Here is an 18,024-nt window from a genome sequence, read left to right on the forward strand (position 1 = left end):
TGAAGGCAGCTTCCGCCAGTCCGGCAGGTTTGGCAACAGGCAATGCCGCCGGTCAGGCGTCGTCAGGCAGGACGTTGCGCGCATCGGCCTCGTGCAGCCGCTTTTCGGCAAGCGCGATGAAGGCGCGCACCAGCGGCGAGAGGTGTTTGCTGCTGGGATAGACGACATGCAGCCCGCCCGCAGGCGTCGTATAGTTTTCCAGCACGCGCTGCAGCCTGCCATCGGCGATCCCGGCGAAGGCGATACCATAGGGCAGTTGCGCAATGCCGTAGCCGGCAAGGGCGGCGGCCATGACAGCCTGCATTTCGTTGGCGGCAAAACGGCCGGAGACGGCGACGGATTCTTCGCCCCTTTCTCCCTGCAGCACCCAGACTGCATGGGCGGCGGAGGGGCCGGCGATCACGCATTGATGGCTGGCGAGATCGGTGGGGGTCGCCGGCGTGCCGGCACGGGCGAGATAGGCGGGGCTGGCGCAAAGCAGGCGATATGTCGGGCCGAGCCTGCGGGCAATCAGGGTGGAATCCTCCAGCGTTCCGGTGCGGAAGGCGAGATCGATGCCGTTGTCGATCAGGTTCAGTTTCTCGTCGGTCAGGCGCAGTTCGACCCTGGATTTCTCGTAGGTCGCCATGAATTCGAAGATCGTATCGGCCAGGAAATGGCTGACGAAGCCGAGGGGGGCGGAGATGCGGATCGTGCCCACGGGCTCGGCGCGGGCTTCGGCCAGCCGGATATTGGCCTCCTCGATGCGCCGCAGCGCCTGGCTCGCCTCCTCGTAATAGAGGCGCCCGGCATCGGTCATGCTGAGGCTGCGGGTGGTGCGCTGCAAAAGCCGCACGCCGAGTTCGCGCTCCAGAGCGGCGATACGGCGGCTGACCGTCGTCTTCGGCGTGCCGATCAGCCGCGCGGCGGCGGTGAAGCTGCCGGCTTCGATGACGCGGGCGAAGATCGCGATATCGTTGAGATCGATCATTGGTGCCTGAGATGGTACGATGTTTTGCATTTGTAGGTTATTATGGCCCAATGCGACAGTCCCTACTTTGGCTTATCAGCAACGATCCCGGGGGATTACATCCCCCCAACGAAAGGGAGTATTGAGATGAGCACTACCAGAACCGTTCTCGTAACAGGCGCAACCGGCCAGCAGGGCGGCGGCGTCGCCCGCGCTCTCGCCTCGCGCGGCCATCACGTCAAGGCGCTGACCCGCAGGCCCGACGGCGATGCCGCCAGGCGGCTTGCCGCCACCGGTGTCGAAGTCGTCGCCGGCGATCTCGATGACAAGGCCTCCATCGTTCAGGCGGCAAAGGGTGTCGAGACCATGTTTCTCATGGGCAACAGCTATGAGGCAGGCGTGGAGGCGGAGACGCGCCAGGGCATCGCGGCGGCCGATGCGGCAAAGGAGGCAGGGATCGGCCATCTGATCTATTCCTCGGTATCCGATGCCGACCGGAAGACCGGTATCGGGCATTTCGAGAGCAAATATCTGGTCGAACAGCATATTGCCGGGCTCGGCATTCCCTATACGATATCGGCCCCGGTCGCCTTCATGGAAAATACCGTTGCGCCTTGGACGATCGCTGGCCTGAAACAGGGCTTTTACGCCGCGGCTCTGCCGCCGGCCCGCGTGCTGCAGCAGATCGCCACCGACGATATCGGCCATTTCGTCGCAGCGCTTGCGGAGCGCCGCGAGCAGGTCTTCGGCAAGCGGTTCGACATTGCCGGCGACGAGCTTTCGGGCGAGGCGCAGGCGAAGATCCTCTCGGACGCCATCGGCCGGCCGATCCGTTTCCAAGAGCTGCCGATCTCCGTACTTCGCCAGCAGAACGAGGATCTGGCGCTGATGTATGAATGGTTCGACCGCACCGGCTACTCCGCCGATATCGCAGCGCTCCGCCGGGATTTCCCCGAGGTCGCCTGGCACAGCTATGCCGACTGGGCGAAGGGCTTTGACTGGAGTGTCCTCGACAAAGCGTGATGTCAGTCATCACCGGATGGTGACAGGAGTGCGGGCCGGACTTTGCGGCTGGTCCGCATGATCCAGCCACTCCCTTGACGGCGGGCCGCCGGGCACCACTTCACCCATCACTGAAGCGGAGGGTCCCGGTGCACCGGTTTGATCATTATCTGGTTTTCATGCTGTTGGCGCTCGGCGGCGGGCTTCTCATCGGCCTCATGACTCCGTCGGGCGAGTGGTATGCGTCACTTGCCAAACCCTGGTTCACGCCGCCGAGCTGGCTGTTCGGCCCTGCCTGGACGATTCTCTACTTCCTGATCGGCATCGCCGGCGCGCGGACCTTCGAGCACGGCAGGCATTCACCCGTCATGATCATCTGGATCGCCCAGCTCGTCTTGAACTTTGCCTGGTCGCCGGCCTTTTTCGGCCTGCAGCTTCCCGCACTCGGCCTTGTCATCATCATAGTCCTGCTGGTGTTGATAACAGTCTTCATCGGGTTGTCGTGGCGACGCGATCGGCTGGCATCGGTGCTGTTCGTTCCCTACGGCTTGTGGGTGGCATACGCCACTGTTCTCAATGCTGCGGTCGTCGCGTTGAATTAGGGTTCCTGCCGCTTGCCGCAGTGCCCGCGAGCCCTAAAAATAAAGGGTGGGCATTGTCCCGTTTATCTGTCGCTTTTGGGGGAGGCTGCGATGGCGTCGAGTTTCAATGTCGAAAGTGCCGATGGTTACGAACGGCTGATGGGGCGCTGGAGCAAGCGGCTCGCGCCCGGGTTCATCGATTTCGCCGCGCTTGCGGATGGGGAAAGCATTCTCGATGTCGGCTGCGGCACGGGAAGCCTCACTTTCGCGCTGGCGGAAAGGCCCGGTCTCAAATCGATCACGGCCATCGATTTTTCGCCCGTCTTCGTGGAAGCCGCCACCCAACGCAACACGGACCCGCGCATCACCATTCAACAGGCGGATGCCTGCGCGCTGCCCTTCGAGGATGACAGCTTCGACCGAGCGCTGTCGCTGCTTGTGCTGCATTTCGTGCCGGAGGCCGGCAAGGCGGTGGCCGAAATGCGCCGCGTCGTGCGGCCGGGCGGCGTGGTCGCCGCCGCCGTCTGGGATCATTATGGCGGCATGTCCGGCATGCGCATGGTGTGGGATACGGTCGCCATGATCGACGCCAATGCGCGGGCGATGCGGCATCGCTATTCTTTCCAGCCGATGATGCGGCCGGGGGAGATGAAGGCGAGCTTTGTCGATAACGGCCTCGTCGATGTCGAGGAGACGTCGCTGACCATCCGCATGGATTACAGTTCCTTCGATGATTTATGGGCGCCGATCGCCGCCGGCGAAGGCCCGCTCGGCAAATATGTGGCGGGGCTGGACGCCTATACGCGCACGAGGGTCGATATCGCTGTCAGGGATGCCTATGAGGCCGGGGAGCCGGACGGGCCGCGGTCGTTTGCGTCGGTTGCCTGGGCCTGCCGCGGCAGGGTGGCGGCGTGAGATTGATTCGGGAGCGACATCAATCCCCTGCCTCACCTCGGCCGGCGGATCGCCCGCACCTTGCCGCTGCCGCCGCCGCCGGCATAAAAGACATCGGCTCCATCGGATTCCAGCCCGGAAACGCCGGTGCCCTCGGGCATGTCAAGCCGCTCGAGAACATCCCCCGTCCTGGGGTCGATGCGCCTGATGTCGCTTTTGTCGTCCTGCCAGGTGGCGTGCCACAGTTCGCCATCCACCCAGGTCACACCCGTCACATGGCGCTTGGATTCGATCGTGCGCAGGATCTTGCCGGTCTCCGGGTCGATCTCGTGAATGCAATTGTCGCGGTACTGGCCGACCCAGAGGCTGCCCTCGCACCAGGCCATGCCGGAATCGGCCCCCTTACCGGGCGCGGGGATGGTGGCGACGACGGTGCCGGTCTCGGGATCGATCTTGCGGATCTTGTCTTCGGCGATCTGGAAGATGTAGCGCCCGTCAAAGGCAGTGCCGGCATGGGCGGCGACGTCGATGGTAGTGAGTTCGGCGCCGCTTTCGGGGTCCAGCGCCCGAAGGTTTTCGCCGGCGGCAAACCACACCCGGCTGCCGTCGAAGGTGACGCCGCCGATATTGCGAGTGCCCTCGAAGGGGCCGTATTCCCTGATGATCTCTGCCTGTGATGTCTTCATGGTGTCGCGTCCTCTCTCTGTTTTCACCACGAACATATGGTCTAGTCGCTCGGCAACGGCCCCGGGAGTAACAAAGTTGTCGGGAAGCCGACGACCGGCGGCATCATCCAGCGCCGCGCGCGGCCATTGCCGAAATACTGCACCTTGCCGGCCTCATCGAGCGCATCGAGCGCCCGCTGCACCGTGCGCGGGCTGAGGCTGAGCGCAATCGCCAGCGCCGTGCTGGACCAGGATTCTCCGTCGGCGAGCAGCGCCAGCAGGAAGGCATGCTCCTCCTCGACTGGCGGGGCGAGGACGACGACTTTTCTCCCACCGTGCGGCAGGAGCGTAAAACCGTGACTTGTCGCCTTGACCTCAGCAAGATCGGCAAGAGCGGCGCGCAGCCGGCCGATTTCGACGCGCAGCCGAGCCCGATGGGATTCATCGGCATGGCGGGCGCGGAAGGCGCGGGCAAGCAGAGCCGAGCGGGAGACATCCGAAGGTGCCGCTTCGGCAAGCGCGCGGGCGAGCGTGAAAAGCACCTGGCGGCTCGCCAGCGGCACGATCCGGGCACCTGCGCGCACGACATTGCGGCAGGCATCAATGACGAGTGTGTCCGATGCAAGCAGCGCCTCGACCTCTTCGAGCCTCAGCAGACGCTCCGCGCCGCCATCGATCAGCCGGGCGGCGGGCGCTTCCAGAACCTTTGCCGCATCCCGCACCTCGACGGCGAGCGCGGGGATATCGGCCTTCAATGCTGCCTGTGCTGCCCTTGCCAATGCAGCGCGCGCCAGTTCCGTGCGCAGCCGGCGGATCGCCACGCCGGCAACGGCGAGCTCATGGCCGGCGCGGGCGGCCGGCGGCAGCGGCGAGGGGTCGAGATCGGCCAGCAGCTTTTCGGCCGCATCCAGACGGCCGATCAGCAGCAGGCGGCGGATCTGCAGGTTGCGGGCGTGGGCGGCATTGACGCGGTCGCCGCGCTTTTCGAGCGTGGCGCGGGCAGCTTCCAGCGCCTTTTCCGGCCAGGTCAGATCGCGTGAGACCAGCGCGATCTCGGCTTCGGCGACGATGCAGCGGGCACGCGCCACCGCTTCCCGCGGACCGAAGGCACGGGCAGCGCTTTTCAGGAGTGTCTTGGCGCGGGTGAGATCGCCGAGCTGGGCCATGGCAATGCCGCGCAGGGCAAGCGCCGGCGCATCGTCGCGCAGCGCCACGCGCTTCATCGCGCCCAGCGCATCGCCCACGGCCAGCGCCTGTGCGGCAGCTGTTATCAGCGAGTCCATCGGAATCCCGTCACACTTGTAACTCCCACCCCTTGGGCATCCAGACCTAGTTTATTCCCCATCGGCAGGCAACGGCTCGCCGTCACGCACGTATCAACGCAAGTGAGGAGAAGAACCATGATGATGCACAAGACAGGAACACGGGCGGAATGGCTGCAGGCGCGGCTGGCGCTCCTGGAAGAAGAAAAGGCGCTGACGCGCCGCAGCGACGAGATCGCCGCCAAGCGCCAGGACCTGCCCTGGGTGAAGATCGAGAAGGAATACAGGCTGGAGACGGAAAAGGGCGTCAAGCCGCTTTCGGCACTCTTCAAGGGCCGTTCGCAGCTTCTCGTCTACCACTTCATGTTCGGCCCGGATTATACGGCGGGCTGCCCGTCCTGCTCGTCGATCGCCGATGGTTTCAACGGTGTGACCGTGCATCTGGAAAACCACGATGTCGCTTTCAGCGCCGTTTCCCGCGCGCCGCTGGAAAAGCTTCTGGCGTTCAAGCGCCGCATGGGCTGGACCTTTGACTGGGCCTCGTCATCGCCAAGTGATTTCAACCGTGACTTCAATGTCTGGTTCACGCCGGAGGAACAGCAGAGCGGCGGCATCGAATATAACTTCCGCCGAGAACCGCCTATCCCCGCAGTGCTGGAGAAGCAGGAACCGAGCGCCGAACAGAGCCCGGCCGATCTGATCGCCTCGATGACCGGCACCGATCTCAACACCTTCGCCCGCGAAAGACCAGGTCTCAGCGCCTTCGTCATGCAGGGCGGCGATATCTACCACACCTACTCCTCCTACGCCCGCGGGCTGGATGGCGTCTGGGGCATGTACCAGTGGCTCGACCGCGCGCCGTTCGGCCGCAACGAGGAGGGCGTCTGGTGGCGCCACCACGATCGCTACGAGGCAGCCTGATGCGCCCGTCAGCATCCACACCAGGGGCCGGCAGTTCTGCCGGCTCCCACCTGCCATCAGGTATTGCGCGGGGTCTGTCCCTTGCGGCGGCACCGACCTTTGCCATCATGGCGGCACTTTCGGCGAGCGAGCCGGCGGCCGACATGATCTGCTCGATGAGCGGCATGTCGATGCATGGGGCGTCGGTGTTCAGCGGCATGGTGCCGATGTATGTGCTGATGAGCCTGTTCCATGTCGGGCCGTGGTTGCGGCTGATGGGAGGCGAGGAACGCGTCCGTGGCTCGTGAGGCATGGATTTTGAAGCTCGTTACAGAGATGAAGATGTGAAGGTTTGTCGTGTGGCACCCCTCTCTGGCCTGCCGGCCAGAGAGGGGTGCCACACGCGACCGGGCAAAGATGTAAGCATCCCCAATCGCGCCGATGTGATGGAACCCAGTCAGCAACACTGACGTTTCCGCACCGCTGTCAACCGACAGCATGCCCACCCTGACACCCCTTCCGACGGCATCCGGAATTGCCCGCCTCGCCGCCGCTTTCGGACGGAGGAAATGCTTATGTCCGCATTGGCAAGCCTGCGCGCGCTCACGCCGCAGCAGCGTAACGCTGTCATCGCCAGCTATCTCGGCTGGACGCTCGACGCCTTCGATTTCTTCATTCTCGTCTTCGTTCTCAAATATATAGCCGAAGAGTTCCATACCGACGTTCCCGCGGTCTCGGTGGCGATCTTTCTCACCCTTGCCATGCGGGCGCTCGGCGCCCTGATCTTCGGCCTTGCGGCGGACCGTTACGGGCGACGTATCACGCTGATGGTGGATGTGCTGCTCTATTCGCTCTTCGATTTTCTGACCGGTTTTTCCACCGGGCTCACCATGTTCCTCGTGCTGCGCTCGCTCTATGGCATCGCCATGGGCGGGGAGTGGGGTGTCGGAGCCTCACTCGTCATGGAGACCGTGCCGGAGGAAAGCCGCGGCATCGTCTCGGGCATTCTGCAGGCGGGGTACCCCTCCGGTTATCTGCTTGCCTCGCTGCTGTTCTTCCTGCTCTTTCCTGTGATCGGTTGGCGCGGCATGTTCTTCGTCGGCGTGGCTCCGGCGCTGCTCGTGTTCTACATCCGCCGCAATGTTCAGGAGAGCCCGGTCTTCGTGAAACGCCAGCAGCAAGGGCGCCGGCCGTTCCTCGCTGTGCTGCGCGAAAACATTCCGCTCTTCATCTGGGCGGTGCTCTTGATGACCGCCTTCAATTTCTTCAGCCATGGCACGCAGGATATCTACCCGACCTTCCTCGAAACGCAGCGCAACTATTCGAGCTATACGGTCGGTGCGATTGCCATCGTCTACAATATCGGCGCGATAGCAGGCGGGCTGTTCTTCGGGGCGCTCTCGCAGCGCATCGGCCGCAAGCGGGCGATCGTCATCGCCGCACTGATCGCCGTACCCGTGGCACCGCTCTGGGCCTATGCGCCGGGGCCGGTGCTGCTTGCGATCGGCGCCTTCATGATGCAGTTTTTCGTGCAGGGCGCCTGGGGCATCGTGCCGGTTCATCTCAACGAACTTTCTCCCGACGAGGTGCGCGGCACATTTCCGGGCTTTGCCTACCAGATCGGCAATCTGCTGGCGTCCGGCAATGCGACGATGCAGGCAGGTCTCGCAGCCCATTGGAACGGTGACTACGCGGCCGCGTTGGTAATCGTAGCCGTCGTCGTCGCCATCGCGGTCGCGGTGCTGTCGGGCCTCGGGTACGAGAAGAAGGATGTGCTCTTCGGCACGGAGGAGGCTGAAGCGCCCAGTGGCGCGATGCATCGCGCCTGACTTCTTCTCGACGGAGGGCTCGCACTACAGCGCCGCGCGTCTTTCAAGACACGCAAAGGACGCTGTAGTGCGCGGCCTTCTCTATTTATAGTTCCTGCAATTATGACGGTTATTTCGCTTTTCTTTTTTGGGACTGCGGTTAAACTTTAACTTGCAAACCTGGGGAGGGAGAAATGGTTGCTTACTGGAAATTGCGTTACGCATTTCGACGTTATCCGGCAGACAAACAGAAGGCATTGCGAGATCAGACGATCGACGGATTGAAACGGCTCAAGACGCAGATCGCTGCCGCCATGCCGATCCGGACTGCCGGACAGACCTTGCTGCTGGGCACATGGAACATCCGCAATTTCGATGACAACCGCTTCGGCGACGGCCCGCGGCTCGATGAAAGTTTCTTCTATCTTGCAGAGGTGGTTTCGGCCTTCGATATCATCGCGGTGCAGGAGATTTGCGAAGATATGGCGCCCTTCGAGCGGCTGATGGAAACGGTCGGGCCGGAATATGATTACATCATGACCGATGTGACGCTGGGAGAATCCGGCAACAAGGAGCGACTGGGCTTCATCTACAACAAGAATAAGGTTCATTTCACCGGGGTTGCCGGTGAACTGGTGCTGCCTTTCGAGCAGCAGATTTCCGACGTGACCAAGGCCAGACAATTTGCCCGCACTCCTTTTTCCTGCAGTTTCCAGTCGGGCTGGTTCAAGTTCAATTTCGCGACCGTCCACATCTATTACGGCAAGGACAAGCTGACGGCGCCGGAATTCAAAAGGCGCGTGAATGAAATCGATGCGGTTGCAGAATTCGTCGCCGATCGTGCCAAGGAGGACAAGACGACCGCACATATCCTCGTCGGCGATTTCAATATTGACGCTTTCGATGCGCCGACCTTCGATGCACTGGATAGACACGGCTTCCAGGTCTTCAAGAATAATATAGGCAGCAACTCCACCCAGACGAAGTTCTATGACCAGATTTCCTTCATGCCGGAGGCGGGCGAGGTGAGCCTCGCCAATCCTGGCAGCGGCAAGGCGCATGGTGTGCTGAACGTGTTCGAGTCCGTTTTCCGGAAGGATGATTTGAAGCTTCACCGCGATGCCGTGATCGCCTCCATCGACAGCAAGATCGCAGCCGCCGACGAAGAGATCGCTCGTCAGCAGAGGGCCGCAGACAAACCGGGCGCCACGACTGAAAGAATAGCGACCGCGCAGAGGAAGATCACCAAGCAGAGGGCTTTCATCGCCGAGCAGACGGTCCTGAAGACCGACGAGCCGAAGCTGCAGGCATTCTACGAAGAATGGCGCACCTACCAGATCAGCGATCATTTCCCGCTTTTCGTGGAGTTGAATATCGATTTTGCCGCAGGTTATCTCGACAAGCTGAAGAACGACGAGACGATCATCACGTAAGGGGAAACACTATCGCTTCGGACGCTCGGGACGGCTGCATCGGGGCCGTCCCGTTCCGGCCCTGGCAGAGATTTCCGCATAGGGCTTTCTTAACCCGCTGGGTCTAACGTCCTCCATGCGCCGGTTCTGTATCGCGTCCCGCCGCGAGGGTTCATGGATAGTAATTTCGCCTTCCTGCTGCCGGTCATGATGCTGATTTTCGGCTGCACCTTCCTGATCGTGAGCCGTTTCGGGTCGCGGGAAGCGAAGTTGTGGGGGCCGGGTTATCTCTTTGCCGCGGCCGCTTTCTCCGTTCCGCTGATCGACAGCCTGGTTGCCGAGCGCACCGCATCGCTGATTGCCGATGCGCTGTTCCTGATCTCGTTCATTTTCTATTCGGGCGCGCTGCTCGCCCGTTTCGGGTTGCCTTCCTGGCTGGCGCAGCGTTTCGGCTTTTCAGGGGCGATCTATGCTGGGATCCTCTATGCCGTGCTGGTCCTGCAGAGCATTCCGGTGGAGTTTCTGCTGGATGATCTCGGCTGCGCGGCGCTGCTCGCCTTTGCGATCGCCACCAGCCTGCGGCGCGTGCGCCATGCGGCGGACAGAGTGCTGCTGGCGGTCTCCGGCCTTGTGGTTGCCGATACGGTTATCCGCAATATCGTTTTCGTCTTCATCATCCCGTCCTATGGCGGCCACGACGACTTCATCTCGTCGCAATATGCCTTCTATATGCAGGCCTCGGCATCCATCCTGGCGCTGATGTTTGCGCTCGCGGCACTTGCGGCAGCCACGTTCGATACCATCACCGCGCACCGCGATGCCGCCGAGCGCGATCCGCTGACCGGCATGTTCAACCGACGCGGTTTCGATCGTATGGTCGACGAGCGCGGCCGGGTGCAGGGCGCCGTCATCATCTGCGACATCGACAATTTCAAATGGGTGAACGATACGTTCGGTCATGGCGCCGGCGACGAGGTGATCCGCGCCTTTGCTAGGATATTGCAGGTGCGGCTGCCGGAAGGCGGTTTTGCGGCGCGTTTCGGCGGCGAGGAATTCGTGATCTTCCTGCCTGAAACGCCGCTGGTAGCGGGTGCCGATTTCGCCAACCGGGCACGGCTTGCCTTTGCGGCGATTGACCGCAAGGCGATCGGCTTCGACGGCAAGCCGATCGGGTCCGACGGCGGGATCACCGCAAGCTTCGGCGTTGCGGGCGCCAATCCCGCCGATCACTCCCTCTACGAGCAGATCGCCCGCGCCGACAAGGCGCTCTATGGAGCCAAGGAGGCCGGGCGCAACAAGGTGATGGTCGAGGGCGAACCGCCCAGCGACATGTCCGGGCCGCGGGTGGTCTCGGTGGCCTGAAAGGCATTGCGACGACGGCTGTGCCCCGGAAAGGCACAGTTCGTCCTTTCGTCAATTGATGGCGGGCAGCAAGAAGACCACGAACTTGGATTTCAGAGCGCCGTTGCCGTCCCGTTCTTCCAGCGGGAAGCTGGTTTCTTTGACAGTGTCCGACTGGTTGCCGCCGAGCAATGTCACGCTGCTGCCGGTCGAGGAGGTGACGAAGCCGACATGACCTGCGCCTGTGCTCCATTTATTATCGTTAAAGGGTGCGTAGCGGCGCACCGCGATGCAGCCAGGGAGCGGCGAAGGAATGACGGCAAACTGCCCGTCCTTATTCCAGAAAAAGGAGCGTGCACCGGGGTGATCGGTACCCATGTGGCCGCTGGTGACGAGGCAATAGTTGACGAAGGCCGCACACCAGTCGACTTCATCGCCGCCGACCGCCTCGAACCAGGGCGAGCAGACCTTGAAATAGTTGATGATGCGCGGGTTCTCTTCAGGATCGGCCCAGCTGCTGCGCTCGTGCGCCGGCAGAGCTGCTTCGCGTCTGGCGACGGTCATCCAGTCCGTCGTGGCCGATCCGGCTGCCGAGGCAACACCTGTAACGTTATCGACGAGCGGTGAAAGCGGCGCGCTGTCGCGGATCGTGCCTTTTTCCCAGCCCTCGACGACCCGAATGAATTTGGCGATCTTCTGAAAGTCTTGCGCTTTAAGCGTGTTGAGCGGCGTTGCGACCGCAATCCCGGTACTGGTGTGGATAAAATCCAGATAGGCAGCCGAGTTGTTCTCACTTGGCGGCGCATACCGAAAGATCGCATCCTTGAGCGAGAGGTTGATATAGGCCTGCGATTTGAACAGCGTGATGATCGCCTTCATACCGATATCTTCATCGGGGAAGATCGCGAAACTTCCATCGTCGCCGATCGCGCCGCAATTGATCGAGAAATCGCCCTTGCGAATATTGCCGGGGTTGCAGTTGCGCCAGGCGCGCGAGCCGCCTTCGCGGATCTGCTTGCGGCCCTCGGCGTCGGTGTAGACGATCGTCTTCGGCATCGTCATGCGCGCATGGACGAATTGCGTCGGGGGACCGGGCGGTGGTGCGTCCGGTTCGTCCATATTTTCGACCGGGGGCTTGTCCGGCATGACGTTGTCGATTGTCGTGTGGCTTGTACTGCTGGTACCGTTATTCGAGACAGCACTTTCGGCGGCCGGGCCGGCTATGATGGTCCAGGTGCCGTCGGGCGCCTTGAATTTTGTAATCAGCTTCAGTTTATCGAATTTCAGATCTTCGATGACCTGTTCGAGGTCGGCTTCAAGTATTCCGCTCAGCTGCTGCATGCCTCATCCCTCCCTTCAGATTATCTATTTCAACTCCTGTACAAACTCGTCGCGTAAGGTTGCGAATTGCCCGCCATTCAGGAACAGAAAGCTGCTCACATGCACATTCCTGGCCTTCAGCCATTGCTGCAGCCTGTTCTGTGCTGCCGCTCCGCCGTTCTCCAGATAGGCGCGGATGATCGCGGTGGATTGATTTGGGCCATAGACGGCAGAGGTGATCTCGGTGACCTTGGCCGCTTCGCTGGCCGCCAACGCTGCGGAGGCTTGTTCGTCGATCCCGATCAGTCCGGCTGTCAGGGTGCCGGCGGCGGCATAGTCCTCGACATCCATCATCGCGAGCTCAAGCGGATAGCGGTCGATGCCAAGGCCGAGCTTGACGATGATCGCGCTCTTGATCTGATTGCGGTTGGTGCGCATCTGCTTCTGCAGGAACTGCACCGTCTTTCGCGCAAGGATGTCGCTGTCATAGGCGGATTTGGCGCCCTTCAGCCCGGTATCGACGGCAGCCAGCGCGGTCTTCGCGGCGGTTGATCCCGTCAACGTCCCGGCGCCGCTCAGCGACAGGCTTACAACGTCTGCAACGAACGGCACCTGCTGGCCCTCGCGTGTCAGGTCCTGCTCATAAGCGGCATATTTGACATCGATGGAACCTATGGCGCTCAGTACTATTCCGTTACGCGCAGCCTTTTTACTTATTGTATCCGAGGCGCCGTAATAGCCTTTCACACGCGGCGCGCTGTAGCCGGCCCTGAAATAATCGCTCGAAAAGCTGCGATATTCCGTAAGATCCGGACCGCCGGCGATAGAAGGCGAGCAACCGGAAGACGATAACATCATCGCGGTGACGGAAATAAAACAAAGTACAGAATCTCCCCTTATCCGCATTGTCCCTCTCAAGCAGATTGGTGATTTCTTTATTTAGGCATGATATTACATGGAGTTTTTACATCTTAGGAGCGAGCGGCGGAAAAAGTCAACGGCATCTCCAGTTTTACTTTCACTTGCTCTAAATCTTCGCCGGCTGCTGAAAAACGCCTTCTGATGCGGCCATTGCGGGCCGGCAAACCGCATCGGCTCGACGGTCTATTCGACGGCGCAGCTGAAGACGATCCAGGAGGTGATCACGCTGATCGTCTTTGCCGGCTTCTCGATTTTCTGGCTCGGCGAGGACCTGACATGGAACCATGCGATCGGCTCAGCGATCACGCTCACCGTTTACCTCAAGGGGGCGGACGGATTGGATATCCGCAAAAGGAGACTTGCCGCCCGGAATGGTCCCAGTGCCAAGGACGAGGTCGCCCCGAGTGCAAAGGGTAACCTGGAAGAAAGGGCGCTCCCAAATGCTGACACGATCTCTTGGCGCGAATTTTGTACGTATGGCGGCGCGCTGGCCTTCATCAATTTGATCCCGGGAGCTATTGGTCTTTTGATGGTTTGTGTGGCACCATTCTTATGGTATTTCGACCCTGCTCCATGGTGGCAATTGACAAATCCGCCGGCTGCCAATGCGGTGTCAGCGACACGCTGAATCCAACGATTTCAATAGATTACAAATCGTCCATGTCGGAAAATTGCCGCAATTCCTACACCCTGCCGTCGCAATTGGCTGAGACCTTGTCACTATCCGGTGATGAGGAGGTGAACGGTCATGAGCCTGTCTTTTCCGACGATGGCGGCGATCCGTTTCGGCTACGGGCTGCGGCCGGGCGAGAGCCCGCCGCAGACGAAGGATGATCTGATCGGGCAGGTGACGCGCGGCGCCGATATCGTGCCGGGCTTTCCCGTCGGCGGCATCGAGGCGCGGCATACGCAGATCCTCGATCTGCAGGACAGGCTCAAGCAGATCCGGCAGGCCGATGACGACGATCTTGCCCGGCGGCAGCAGCGGCGGCTTCTCCAGCGCCGGGCGCAGGTGCTCTTCCAGATGGATGCCAATGCGCGGCTGATGCAAGCCGTGCTTTCGCCCGAAGGTTTCAACGAGCGGCTGGCGACGTTCTGGACCAATCATTTTTCCACGAGTGCCGCCAAGAGCCTGCCGATGCGGCTGATCGTGCCGCTCTATGAGGCCGAGGCGATCCGACCCTATATGGGCACCAAGTTTTCGACGCTGCTGCGCAGCGCCACCGAGCATCCCTCCATGCTGATCTATCTCGACCAGGCGCAGTCGCTGGGGCCGGATTCGAAGGGCGGCATGCGGCGCAACAAGGGGCTGAACGAAAATCTCGGCCGCGAGCTTCTGGAGCTGCACACGCTCGGCGCCGGCAGCGGCTATACGCAGGCCGATGTGCGCTCGGCGGCCATGGTGCTGACCGGGCTGACCGTCGACCCGCAGGAAATGGACACCGCCTTCCGGCCGCAGATCTCCGAACCCGGAAAACATGAGGTGCTTGGTGTGAGCTATGGCGGGGCGAAGCGCACGCGCAAGGATTACCTTGCCATGCTCGACGATCTCGCCGCCAATCCGAAGACGGCGGAGCATATCAGCCGCAAGCTCGCCGTGCACTTCATCTCCGACCAGCCGCCGCAGGAGATGATCGCGGCCATGAGCGAGGCGTGGAAGAAGACGGATGGCGAGTTGTCCGCCGTCTACCGCGCCATGCTCGATCATCCGGCCGCCTGGGCGAACGAAGGCGCCAAGGCGCGCCAACCTTTCGATTATATCGTTACCGGCTTGAGGGCGCTGAACAGCGGTTCTGGTACCGGCGATGTCGCAGCCTTCATGCAGGCCTATCAGGGGGACGATGCCGATAGCGACGAGATGATGGCAATGCAGCCGAAGAAGCAGGATGGCGCGCCTGACGGGCAGGCGATGATGCAGGCGCCGCCGAGCCCAGATGACGAGGCGCGCATCAAGCGCCGCAAGGCCTTCCAGATGGCACGCGCGCTCGGGCAGGGGGCTCTTCGCCGCATGGGTCAGCCCACATGGCTGCCGCCGAGCCCGGCCGGCTTCGAGGAGAGTTTTTCCGCCTGGATTACCGCAAGCCAGTTGTCCGAGCGGCTGTCATGGGCGCGCCGCGCCAGCGCCCAGTTCGGTAGGGATGTCGATCCACGCGAATTCCTGAAGGCAACGCTTGCAGATGCTGCCCGCGACGAGACGATCCGCGTCGTTTCGCAGGCGCCGAACAGGGTGAGCGGTTTGACGCTGGTTCTCGCTTCGCCTGAATTCAACCGTCGATAGACGCAAGACGCTCAAACGCTTTTGCTGGAATTGCTTTAGGAGCCCGTCATGACAGAGTTTACGCTTTCCCGCCGCGGTTTTCTCACCTCCGCCTGCTGCCTTGCCGCCGCACCTGTCTTCACGCCGGTGACCTTTGCGGCCATGCCCGGCGACAACCGTTTCGTGACGATCGTGCTGCGCGGGGCGATGGACGGGCTCGATCTGGTGCAGCCCTATGGCGATGCCGGTTTTGCGGGGCTCAGGCCCACGCTGGCGCTGACGCTGGACAAGGGGCTTATCGATCTCGATGGGCATTTCGGGCTAAACCCGGCGGCGGCCGATCTCATGCCGCTGTGGAAGGCTAGAGAGATTGCGTTCGTCCATGCCGTCTCCACGCCCTATCGCGACCAGCGCAGCCATTTCGACGGGCAGGACATGCTGGAATCCGGCGGCGAACATGTGGCCGAGGAAAAGACCGGCTGGCTCAACCGTGCGCTCGCCGTCATCCCGCGCTCGGATGCGCGCAAAGCGATCGACGTCAATACCTCGACCGAGCTGATCCTGACCGGGCCGAACAATGTCGATGTCTGGGCCTCGGATTCCAATCTCGGGCCGGCCAGGGACGAGATGCAGTTCCTGATGCGGCTCTATGCCGGCGACCCGGCGTTTGCCAAGGCGATGGATGAGGCGATGCGCGCCAACAGCGCCTCCATGATATCAGAACCATCCGGCCAGCGCGGCGAGAAGATCACCGATGTCGCAGCCCTTGCCGGCAATATGCTGAAGGGCGATTACCGCATCGCCAGCTTCTCGATCACCGGCTGGGATACGCATGTCGGCCAGCTCGGCCAGTTCAAGCGGCCGGTGCAGGATCTGGCGCAGGCGATCACCACGTTGAAGGCGACGATGGGTGCCGATCTCTGGGCGAAGACGGTGGTGCTCGCGATGACGGAATTCGGCCGCACGGTGCGTGAGAATGGTTCCGGCGGGACGGATCACGGCACGGGCGGTTGTGCGGTGTTGGCGGGTGGTGCTGTTGATGGCGGGAGAATTCTCGGCAAGTGGCCGGGGATTATGGATGGGGCGCTGCTCGATGATCGCGACCTGATGCCGACGGCCGATGTGCGCGAGCTGGCGGCGGCGATGCTCTACCAGCAGTTCGATGTGTCGGCAGAGGATCTGACGGGGAAGATTTTTCCGGGGTTGAGTTTCGATAGGGGGTCGCAGTTTTTGCGGGGTTGAGGCATTGTTTTGTTGCAATAAGTGGGATGCGTCAGCGCACTTGGCCCCCTCATCCGACCCTTCGGGCCACCTTCTCCCCGCGGGGGGAGAAGGGGATGCCGCATCGTCTCGGCATTCTCAAAGGCGTCGTATGCCACGTCCCCTCTACCCAGCGGGGAGAGGGTTAGGGTGAGGGGGCCACAGGTGCTAAGCTTGCATCCCGCTCATTTTGCCCCACACCTCAAATCAAATCGTAAAGCCTGAAAATCCAGGTGATCTGATACAGCAACCCCGCGCCGACGAACACCGCATGAAACCGCCTGTTCGCCGTCCAGGCCGCAACCACACACAACACGATATAAACGGCATTGCGCAGCGGGTATTCCCACCCGAGAGCCGCGAAATACACCTTGCCCTTCAGCAACGTATCGAGAAAATCCACCACATAGGTCACCGCCAGCATGCCGAAGAACCATCTCCGCCGCGAGATGAAATATTCCTCGTAGCCGCCGTAATCTTCCAGCGTCGTCGGGAAGATCAGCACGCAGAGGAAGAAGAACAGGCAGCAGAAGCTGATGAGGAACAGGTAGACGCCGAAGGAGATGACGGCGAGCGACTGAAGGCGATATTCCCACCACCAGAAATGGATGATGAAGAGGAACATCGAGGCGACCCAGCCGAGATGCACCCAGTAGACGCGGTGCTTGCCGGGCGTCTGGACGATGCCGCCGAGGCCGGTCAGCAGGCGGGCGAGGCTAAGGCCGATCACCATCGACATCACCGTGCGGATATAGACATAGACCTCCGGTGTCGCCGCCGCCTGCATCATGTTACTCCTGCGGGACCACCTTGGGTTTGCCGTCTTCGTCCAGCGCCACCATGATGAAGGTGCCGGCAGTGACCTTTTCCTGCTCATTATAGCGCGAGCGATGCGCCCAGGCTTCGACGCGCAAGGTGATCGAGGTGCGGCCGACACGCTCCACATGCGTATAGATCGACAGCGTATCGCCGATCTTGACCGGCAGTTCGAAGGCCATTTCCTTGACCGCTGCCGTCACGACACGGCCCCTGGCGCGCTCGGCGGCGCGGATGCCGCTTGCAAGGTCCATCTGCGCCATGACCCAGCCGCCGAAAATATCGCCGGCGGGATTGGCGTCTCCGGGCATGGCAAGCGTACGCAGCGTCAGTTCGCCTGTCGGCTTGGCGGCATCGGTCATCAAGGGCTCCTCATCTGGCCGGTGATTCATCTGGAATCACCGTAATGCAAAGGCCAAGCGGTGCGAAAGCCCGTAAAAGTGACATTTACAGCGGCATTGTCGCAAAACAGGTATGGACTGCGTAAAATTTCTATCGATTAAAATTTGGTTCAGATTCAATTACTTGATCTTAAGGTAGACGCTGCGTCCGATTGCCTCACGTTACGTTATTTCAAAATATTCTAATCAAGTTTTACCGTCCGGTAAGCGGCTCATATCAGTATCTGATGATTGT

17 protein-coding genes and 1 pseudogene are annotated in these 18,024 nt (G+C 61.5%); 11 read left to right on the plus strand and 7 right to left on the minus strand.

Annotated elements, in window-relative coordinates; genetic code table 11:
• Positions 1 to 52 precede the first annotated feature (52 nt).
• Entirely contained in the window at positions 53 to 970 is a 918-nt protein-coding gene (locus FHT82_RS21540) for a LysR family transcriptional regulator (RefSeq protein ID WP_183734724.1), read from the minus strand.
• Positions 971 to 1,096: 126 nt separating this feature from the next.
• Here FHT82_RS21540 and FHT82_RS21545 point away from each other — a divergent pair, with 126 nt between their 5' ends.
• From FHT82_RS21545 to FHT82_RS21555, 3 genes are all read left to right on the plus strand, one after another.
• A complete protein-coding gene (locus tag FHT82_RS21545) occupies positions 1,097 to 1,972 on the plus strand; it encodes an NmrA/HSCARG family protein (RefSeq protein ID WP_183734725.1) in 876 nt (291 codons plus the stop codon).
• Positions 1,973 to 2,100: 128 nt separating this feature from the next.
• Positions 2,101 to 2,553: a TspO/MBR family protein gene (locus FHT82_RS21550; protein ID WP_348647645.1), complete on the plus strand. Its 453-nt coding sequence runs from the start codon at positions 2,101 to 2,103 to the stop codon at positions 2,551 to 2,553.
• Between the two features lie 90 nt (positions 2,554 to 2,643).
• Positions 2,644 to 3,447 carry a class I SAM-dependent methyltransferase gene (locus FHT82_RS21555; RefSeq protein ID WP_183734726.1) on the plus strand — a complete coding sequence of 268 codons (804 nt, stop codon included), beginning with the start codon at positions 2,644 to 2,646 and terminating at the stop codon, positions 3,445 to 3,447.
• A gap of 32 nt (positions 3,448 to 3,479) precedes the next feature.
• On the opposite strand, the gene FHT82_RS21560 is transcribed toward FHT82_RS21555, so the two are convergent.
• Together FHT82_RS21560 and FHT82_RS21565 are read right to left on the minus strand one after the other, a co-directional pair.
• Positions 3,480 to 4,112, minus strand: coding sequence for a PQQ-binding-like beta-propeller repeat protein (locus tag FHT82_RS21560; RefSeq protein ID WP_183734727.1), 633 nt, complete (start codon positions 4,110 to 4,112; stop codon positions 3,480 to 3,482).
• Positions 4,113 to 4,153: 41 nt separating this feature from the next.
• The gene (locus FHT82_RS21565) at positions 4,154 to 5,374 is read right to left on the minus strand and encodes a helix-turn-helix domain-containing protein (protein ID WP_183734728.1); all 1,221 of its coding nucleotides are present in this window, start codon (positions 5,372 to 5,374) and stop codon (positions 4,154 to 4,156) included.
• A 117-nt stretch (positions 5,375 to 5,491) separates the two neighbouring features.
• Here FHT82_RS21565 and FHT82_RS21570 point away from each other — a divergent pair, with 117 nt between their 5' ends.
• The 5 genes from FHT82_RS21570 to FHT82_RS21590 all read left to right on the plus strand — a co-directional run bounded on the left by FHT82_RS21570 (position 5,492) and on the right by FHT82_RS21590 (position 10,835).
• Positions 5,492 to 6,274 (plus strand): thioredoxin family protein, encoded by a 783-nt coding sequence (locus FHT82_RS21570; protein WP_183734729.1) that lies wholly within the window; start codon positions 5,492 to 5,494, stop codon positions 6,272 to 6,274.
• A complete protein-coding gene (locus FHT82_RS21575; protein ID WP_183734730.1) occupies positions 6,274 to 6,561 on the plus strand; it encodes a hypothetical protein in 288 nt (95 codons plus the stop codon). The genes FHT82_RS21570 and FHT82_RS21575 overlap by 1 nt, the downstream gene beginning before the upstream one ends.
• Positions 6,562 to 6,828: 267 nt before the next feature.
• Positions 6,829 to 8,082, plus strand: a complete 1,254-nt coding sequence (locus FHT82_RS21580) for an MFS transporter (RefSeq protein ID WP_183734731.1) — start codon at positions 6,829 to 6,831, stop codon at positions 8,080 to 8,082.
• A gap of 173 nt (positions 8,083 to 8,255) precedes the next feature.
• The gene (locus FHT82_RS21585; protein WP_183734732.1) at positions 8,256 to 9,494 is read left to right on the plus strand and encodes an endonuclease/exonuclease/phosphatase family protein; all 1,239 of its coding nucleotides are present in this window, start codon (positions 8,256 to 8,258) and stop codon (positions 9,492 to 9,494) included.
• A gap of 153 nt (positions 9,495 to 9,647) precedes the next feature.
• Complete coding sequence (locus FHT82_RS21590) at positions 9,648 to 10,835, plus strand: GGDEF domain-containing protein (RefSeq protein ID WP_183734733.1); 1,188 nt, start codon at positions 9,648 to 9,650, stop codon at positions 10,833 to 10,835.
• A gap of 51 nt (positions 10,836 to 10,886) precedes the next feature.
• Here the strand turns inward: FHT82_RS21590 and FHT82_RS21595 are convergent, their stop codons facing one another.
• Complete coding sequence (locus FHT82_RS21595; protein WP_246698193.1) at positions 10,887 to 12,155, minus strand: CHAP domain-containing protein; 1,269 nt, start codon at positions 12,153 to 12,155, stop codon at positions 10,887 to 10,889.
• Between the two features lie 24 nt (positions 12,156 to 12,179).
• A complete protein-coding gene (locus FHT82_RS21600; protein ID WP_183734734.1) occupies positions 12,180 to 12,992 on the minus strand; it encodes a hypothetical protein in 813 nt (270 codons plus the stop codon).
• 220 nt (positions 12,993 to 13,212) lie between these two features.
• On the opposite strand from FHT82_RS21600, the pseudogene FHT82_RS21605 reads away from it, so the two are divergent.
• The 3 genes and pseudogenes from FHT82_RS21605 to FHT82_RS21615 form a co-directional block, all read left to right on the plus strand.
• A pseudogene (locus FHT82_RS21605) lies at positions 13,213 to 13,359 on the plus strand (DMT family protein); the annotation flags it as partial.
• 444 nt (positions 13,360 to 13,803) lie between these two features.
• Positions 13,804 to 15,333: a DUF1800 domain-containing protein gene (locus FHT82_RS21610; RefSeq protein ID WP_183734735.1), complete on the plus strand. Its 1,530-nt coding sequence runs from the start codon at positions 13,804 to 13,806 to the stop codon at positions 15,331 to 15,333.
• A gap of 48 nt (positions 15,334 to 15,381) precedes the next feature.
• Positions 15,382 to 16,554, plus strand: coding sequence for a DUF1501 domain-containing protein (locus FHT82_RS21615; protein ID WP_183734736.1), 1,173 nt, complete (start codon positions 15,382 to 15,384; stop codon positions 16,552 to 16,554).
• 220 nt (positions 16,555 to 16,774) lie between these two features.
• Here the strand turns inward: FHT82_RS21615 and FHT82_RS21620 are convergent, their stop codons facing one another.
• Complete coding sequence (locus FHT82_RS21620) at positions 16,775 to 17,359, minus strand: hypothetical protein (RefSeq protein WP_183735083.1); 585 nt, start codon at positions 17,357 to 17,359, stop codon at positions 16,775 to 16,777.
• A gap of 4 nt (positions 17,360 to 17,363) precedes the next feature.
• Positions 17,364 to 17,750: an acyl-CoA thioesterase gene (locus FHT82_RS21625; RefSeq protein ID WP_113430227.1), complete on the minus strand. Its 387-nt coding sequence runs from the start codon at positions 17,748 to 17,750 to the stop codon at positions 17,364 to 17,366.
• Positions 17,751 to 18,024 lie beyond the last annotated feature (274 nt).

The organism is Rhizobium sp. BK275 (assembly GCF_014193555.1).
GTDB lineage: Bacteria > Pseudomonadota > Alphaproteobacteria > Rhizobiales > Rhizobiaceae > Rhizobium.

Coding starts and splice junctions, on each gene's coding strand:
- FHT82_RS21615 (WP_183734736.1), top strand. CDS start 15,382: ATGACAGAGTTTACGCTTTCCCGCCGCGGTTTTCTCACCTCCGCCTGC.
- FHT82_RS21575 (WP_183734730.1), top strand. CDS start 6,274: ATGCGCCCGTCAGCATCCACACCAGGGGCCGGCAGTTCTGCCGGCTCC.
- FHT82_RS21625 (WP_113430227.1), bottom strand. CDS start 17,750: ATGACCGATGCCGCCAAGCCGACAGGCGAACTGACGCTGCGTACGCTT.
- FHT82_RS21590 (WP_183734733.1), top strand. CDS start 9,648: ATGGATAGTAATTTCGCCTTCCTGCTGCCGGTCATGATGCTGATTTTC.
- FHT82_RS21580 (WP_183734731.1), top strand. CDS start 6,829: ATGTCCGCATTGGCAAGCCTGCGCGCGCTCACGCCGCAGCAGCGTAAC.
- FHT82_RS21570 (WP_183734729.1), top strand. CDS start 5,492: ATGATGATGCACAAGACAGGAACACGGGCGGAATGGCTGCAGGCGCGG.
- FHT82_RS21595 (WP_246698193.1), bottom strand. CDS start 12,155: ATGCAGCAGCTGAGCGGAATACTTGAAGCCGACCTCGAACAGGTCATC.
- FHT82_RS21565 (WP_183734728.1), bottom strand. CDS start 5,374: ATGGACTCGCTGATAACAGCTGCCGCACAGGCGCTGGCCGTGGGCGAT.
- FHT82_RS21610 (WP_183734735.1), top strand. CDS start 13,804: ATGAGCCTGTCTTTTCCGACGATGGCGGCGATCCGTTTCGGCTACGGG.
- FHT82_RS21555 (WP_183734726.1), top strand. CDS start 2,644: ATGGCGTCGAGTTTCAATGTCGAAAGTGCCGATGGTTACGAACGGCTG.
- FHT82_RS21620 (WP_183735083.1), bottom strand. CDS start 17,359: ATGCAGGCGGCGGCGACACCGGAGGTCTATGTCTATATCCGCACGGTG.
- FHT82_RS21560 (WP_183734727.1), bottom strand. CDS start 4,112: ATGAAGACATCACAGGCAGAGATCATCAGGGAATACGGCCCCTTCGAG.
- FHT82_RS21545 (WP_183734725.1), top strand. CDS start 1,097: ATGAGCACTACCAGAACCGTTCTCGTAACAGGCGCAACCGGCCAGCAG.
- FHT82_RS21585 (WP_183734732.1), top strand. CDS start 8,256: ATGGTTGCTTACTGGAAATTGCGTTACGCATTTCGACGTTATCCGGCA.
- FHT82_RS21600 (WP_183734734.1), bottom strand. CDS start 12,992: ATGATGTTATCGTCTTCCGGTTGCTCGCCTTCTATCGCCGGCGGTCCG.
- FHT82_RS21540 (WP_183734724.1), bottom strand. CDS start 970: ATGATCGATCTCAACGATATCGCGATCTTCGCCCGCGTCATCGAAGCC.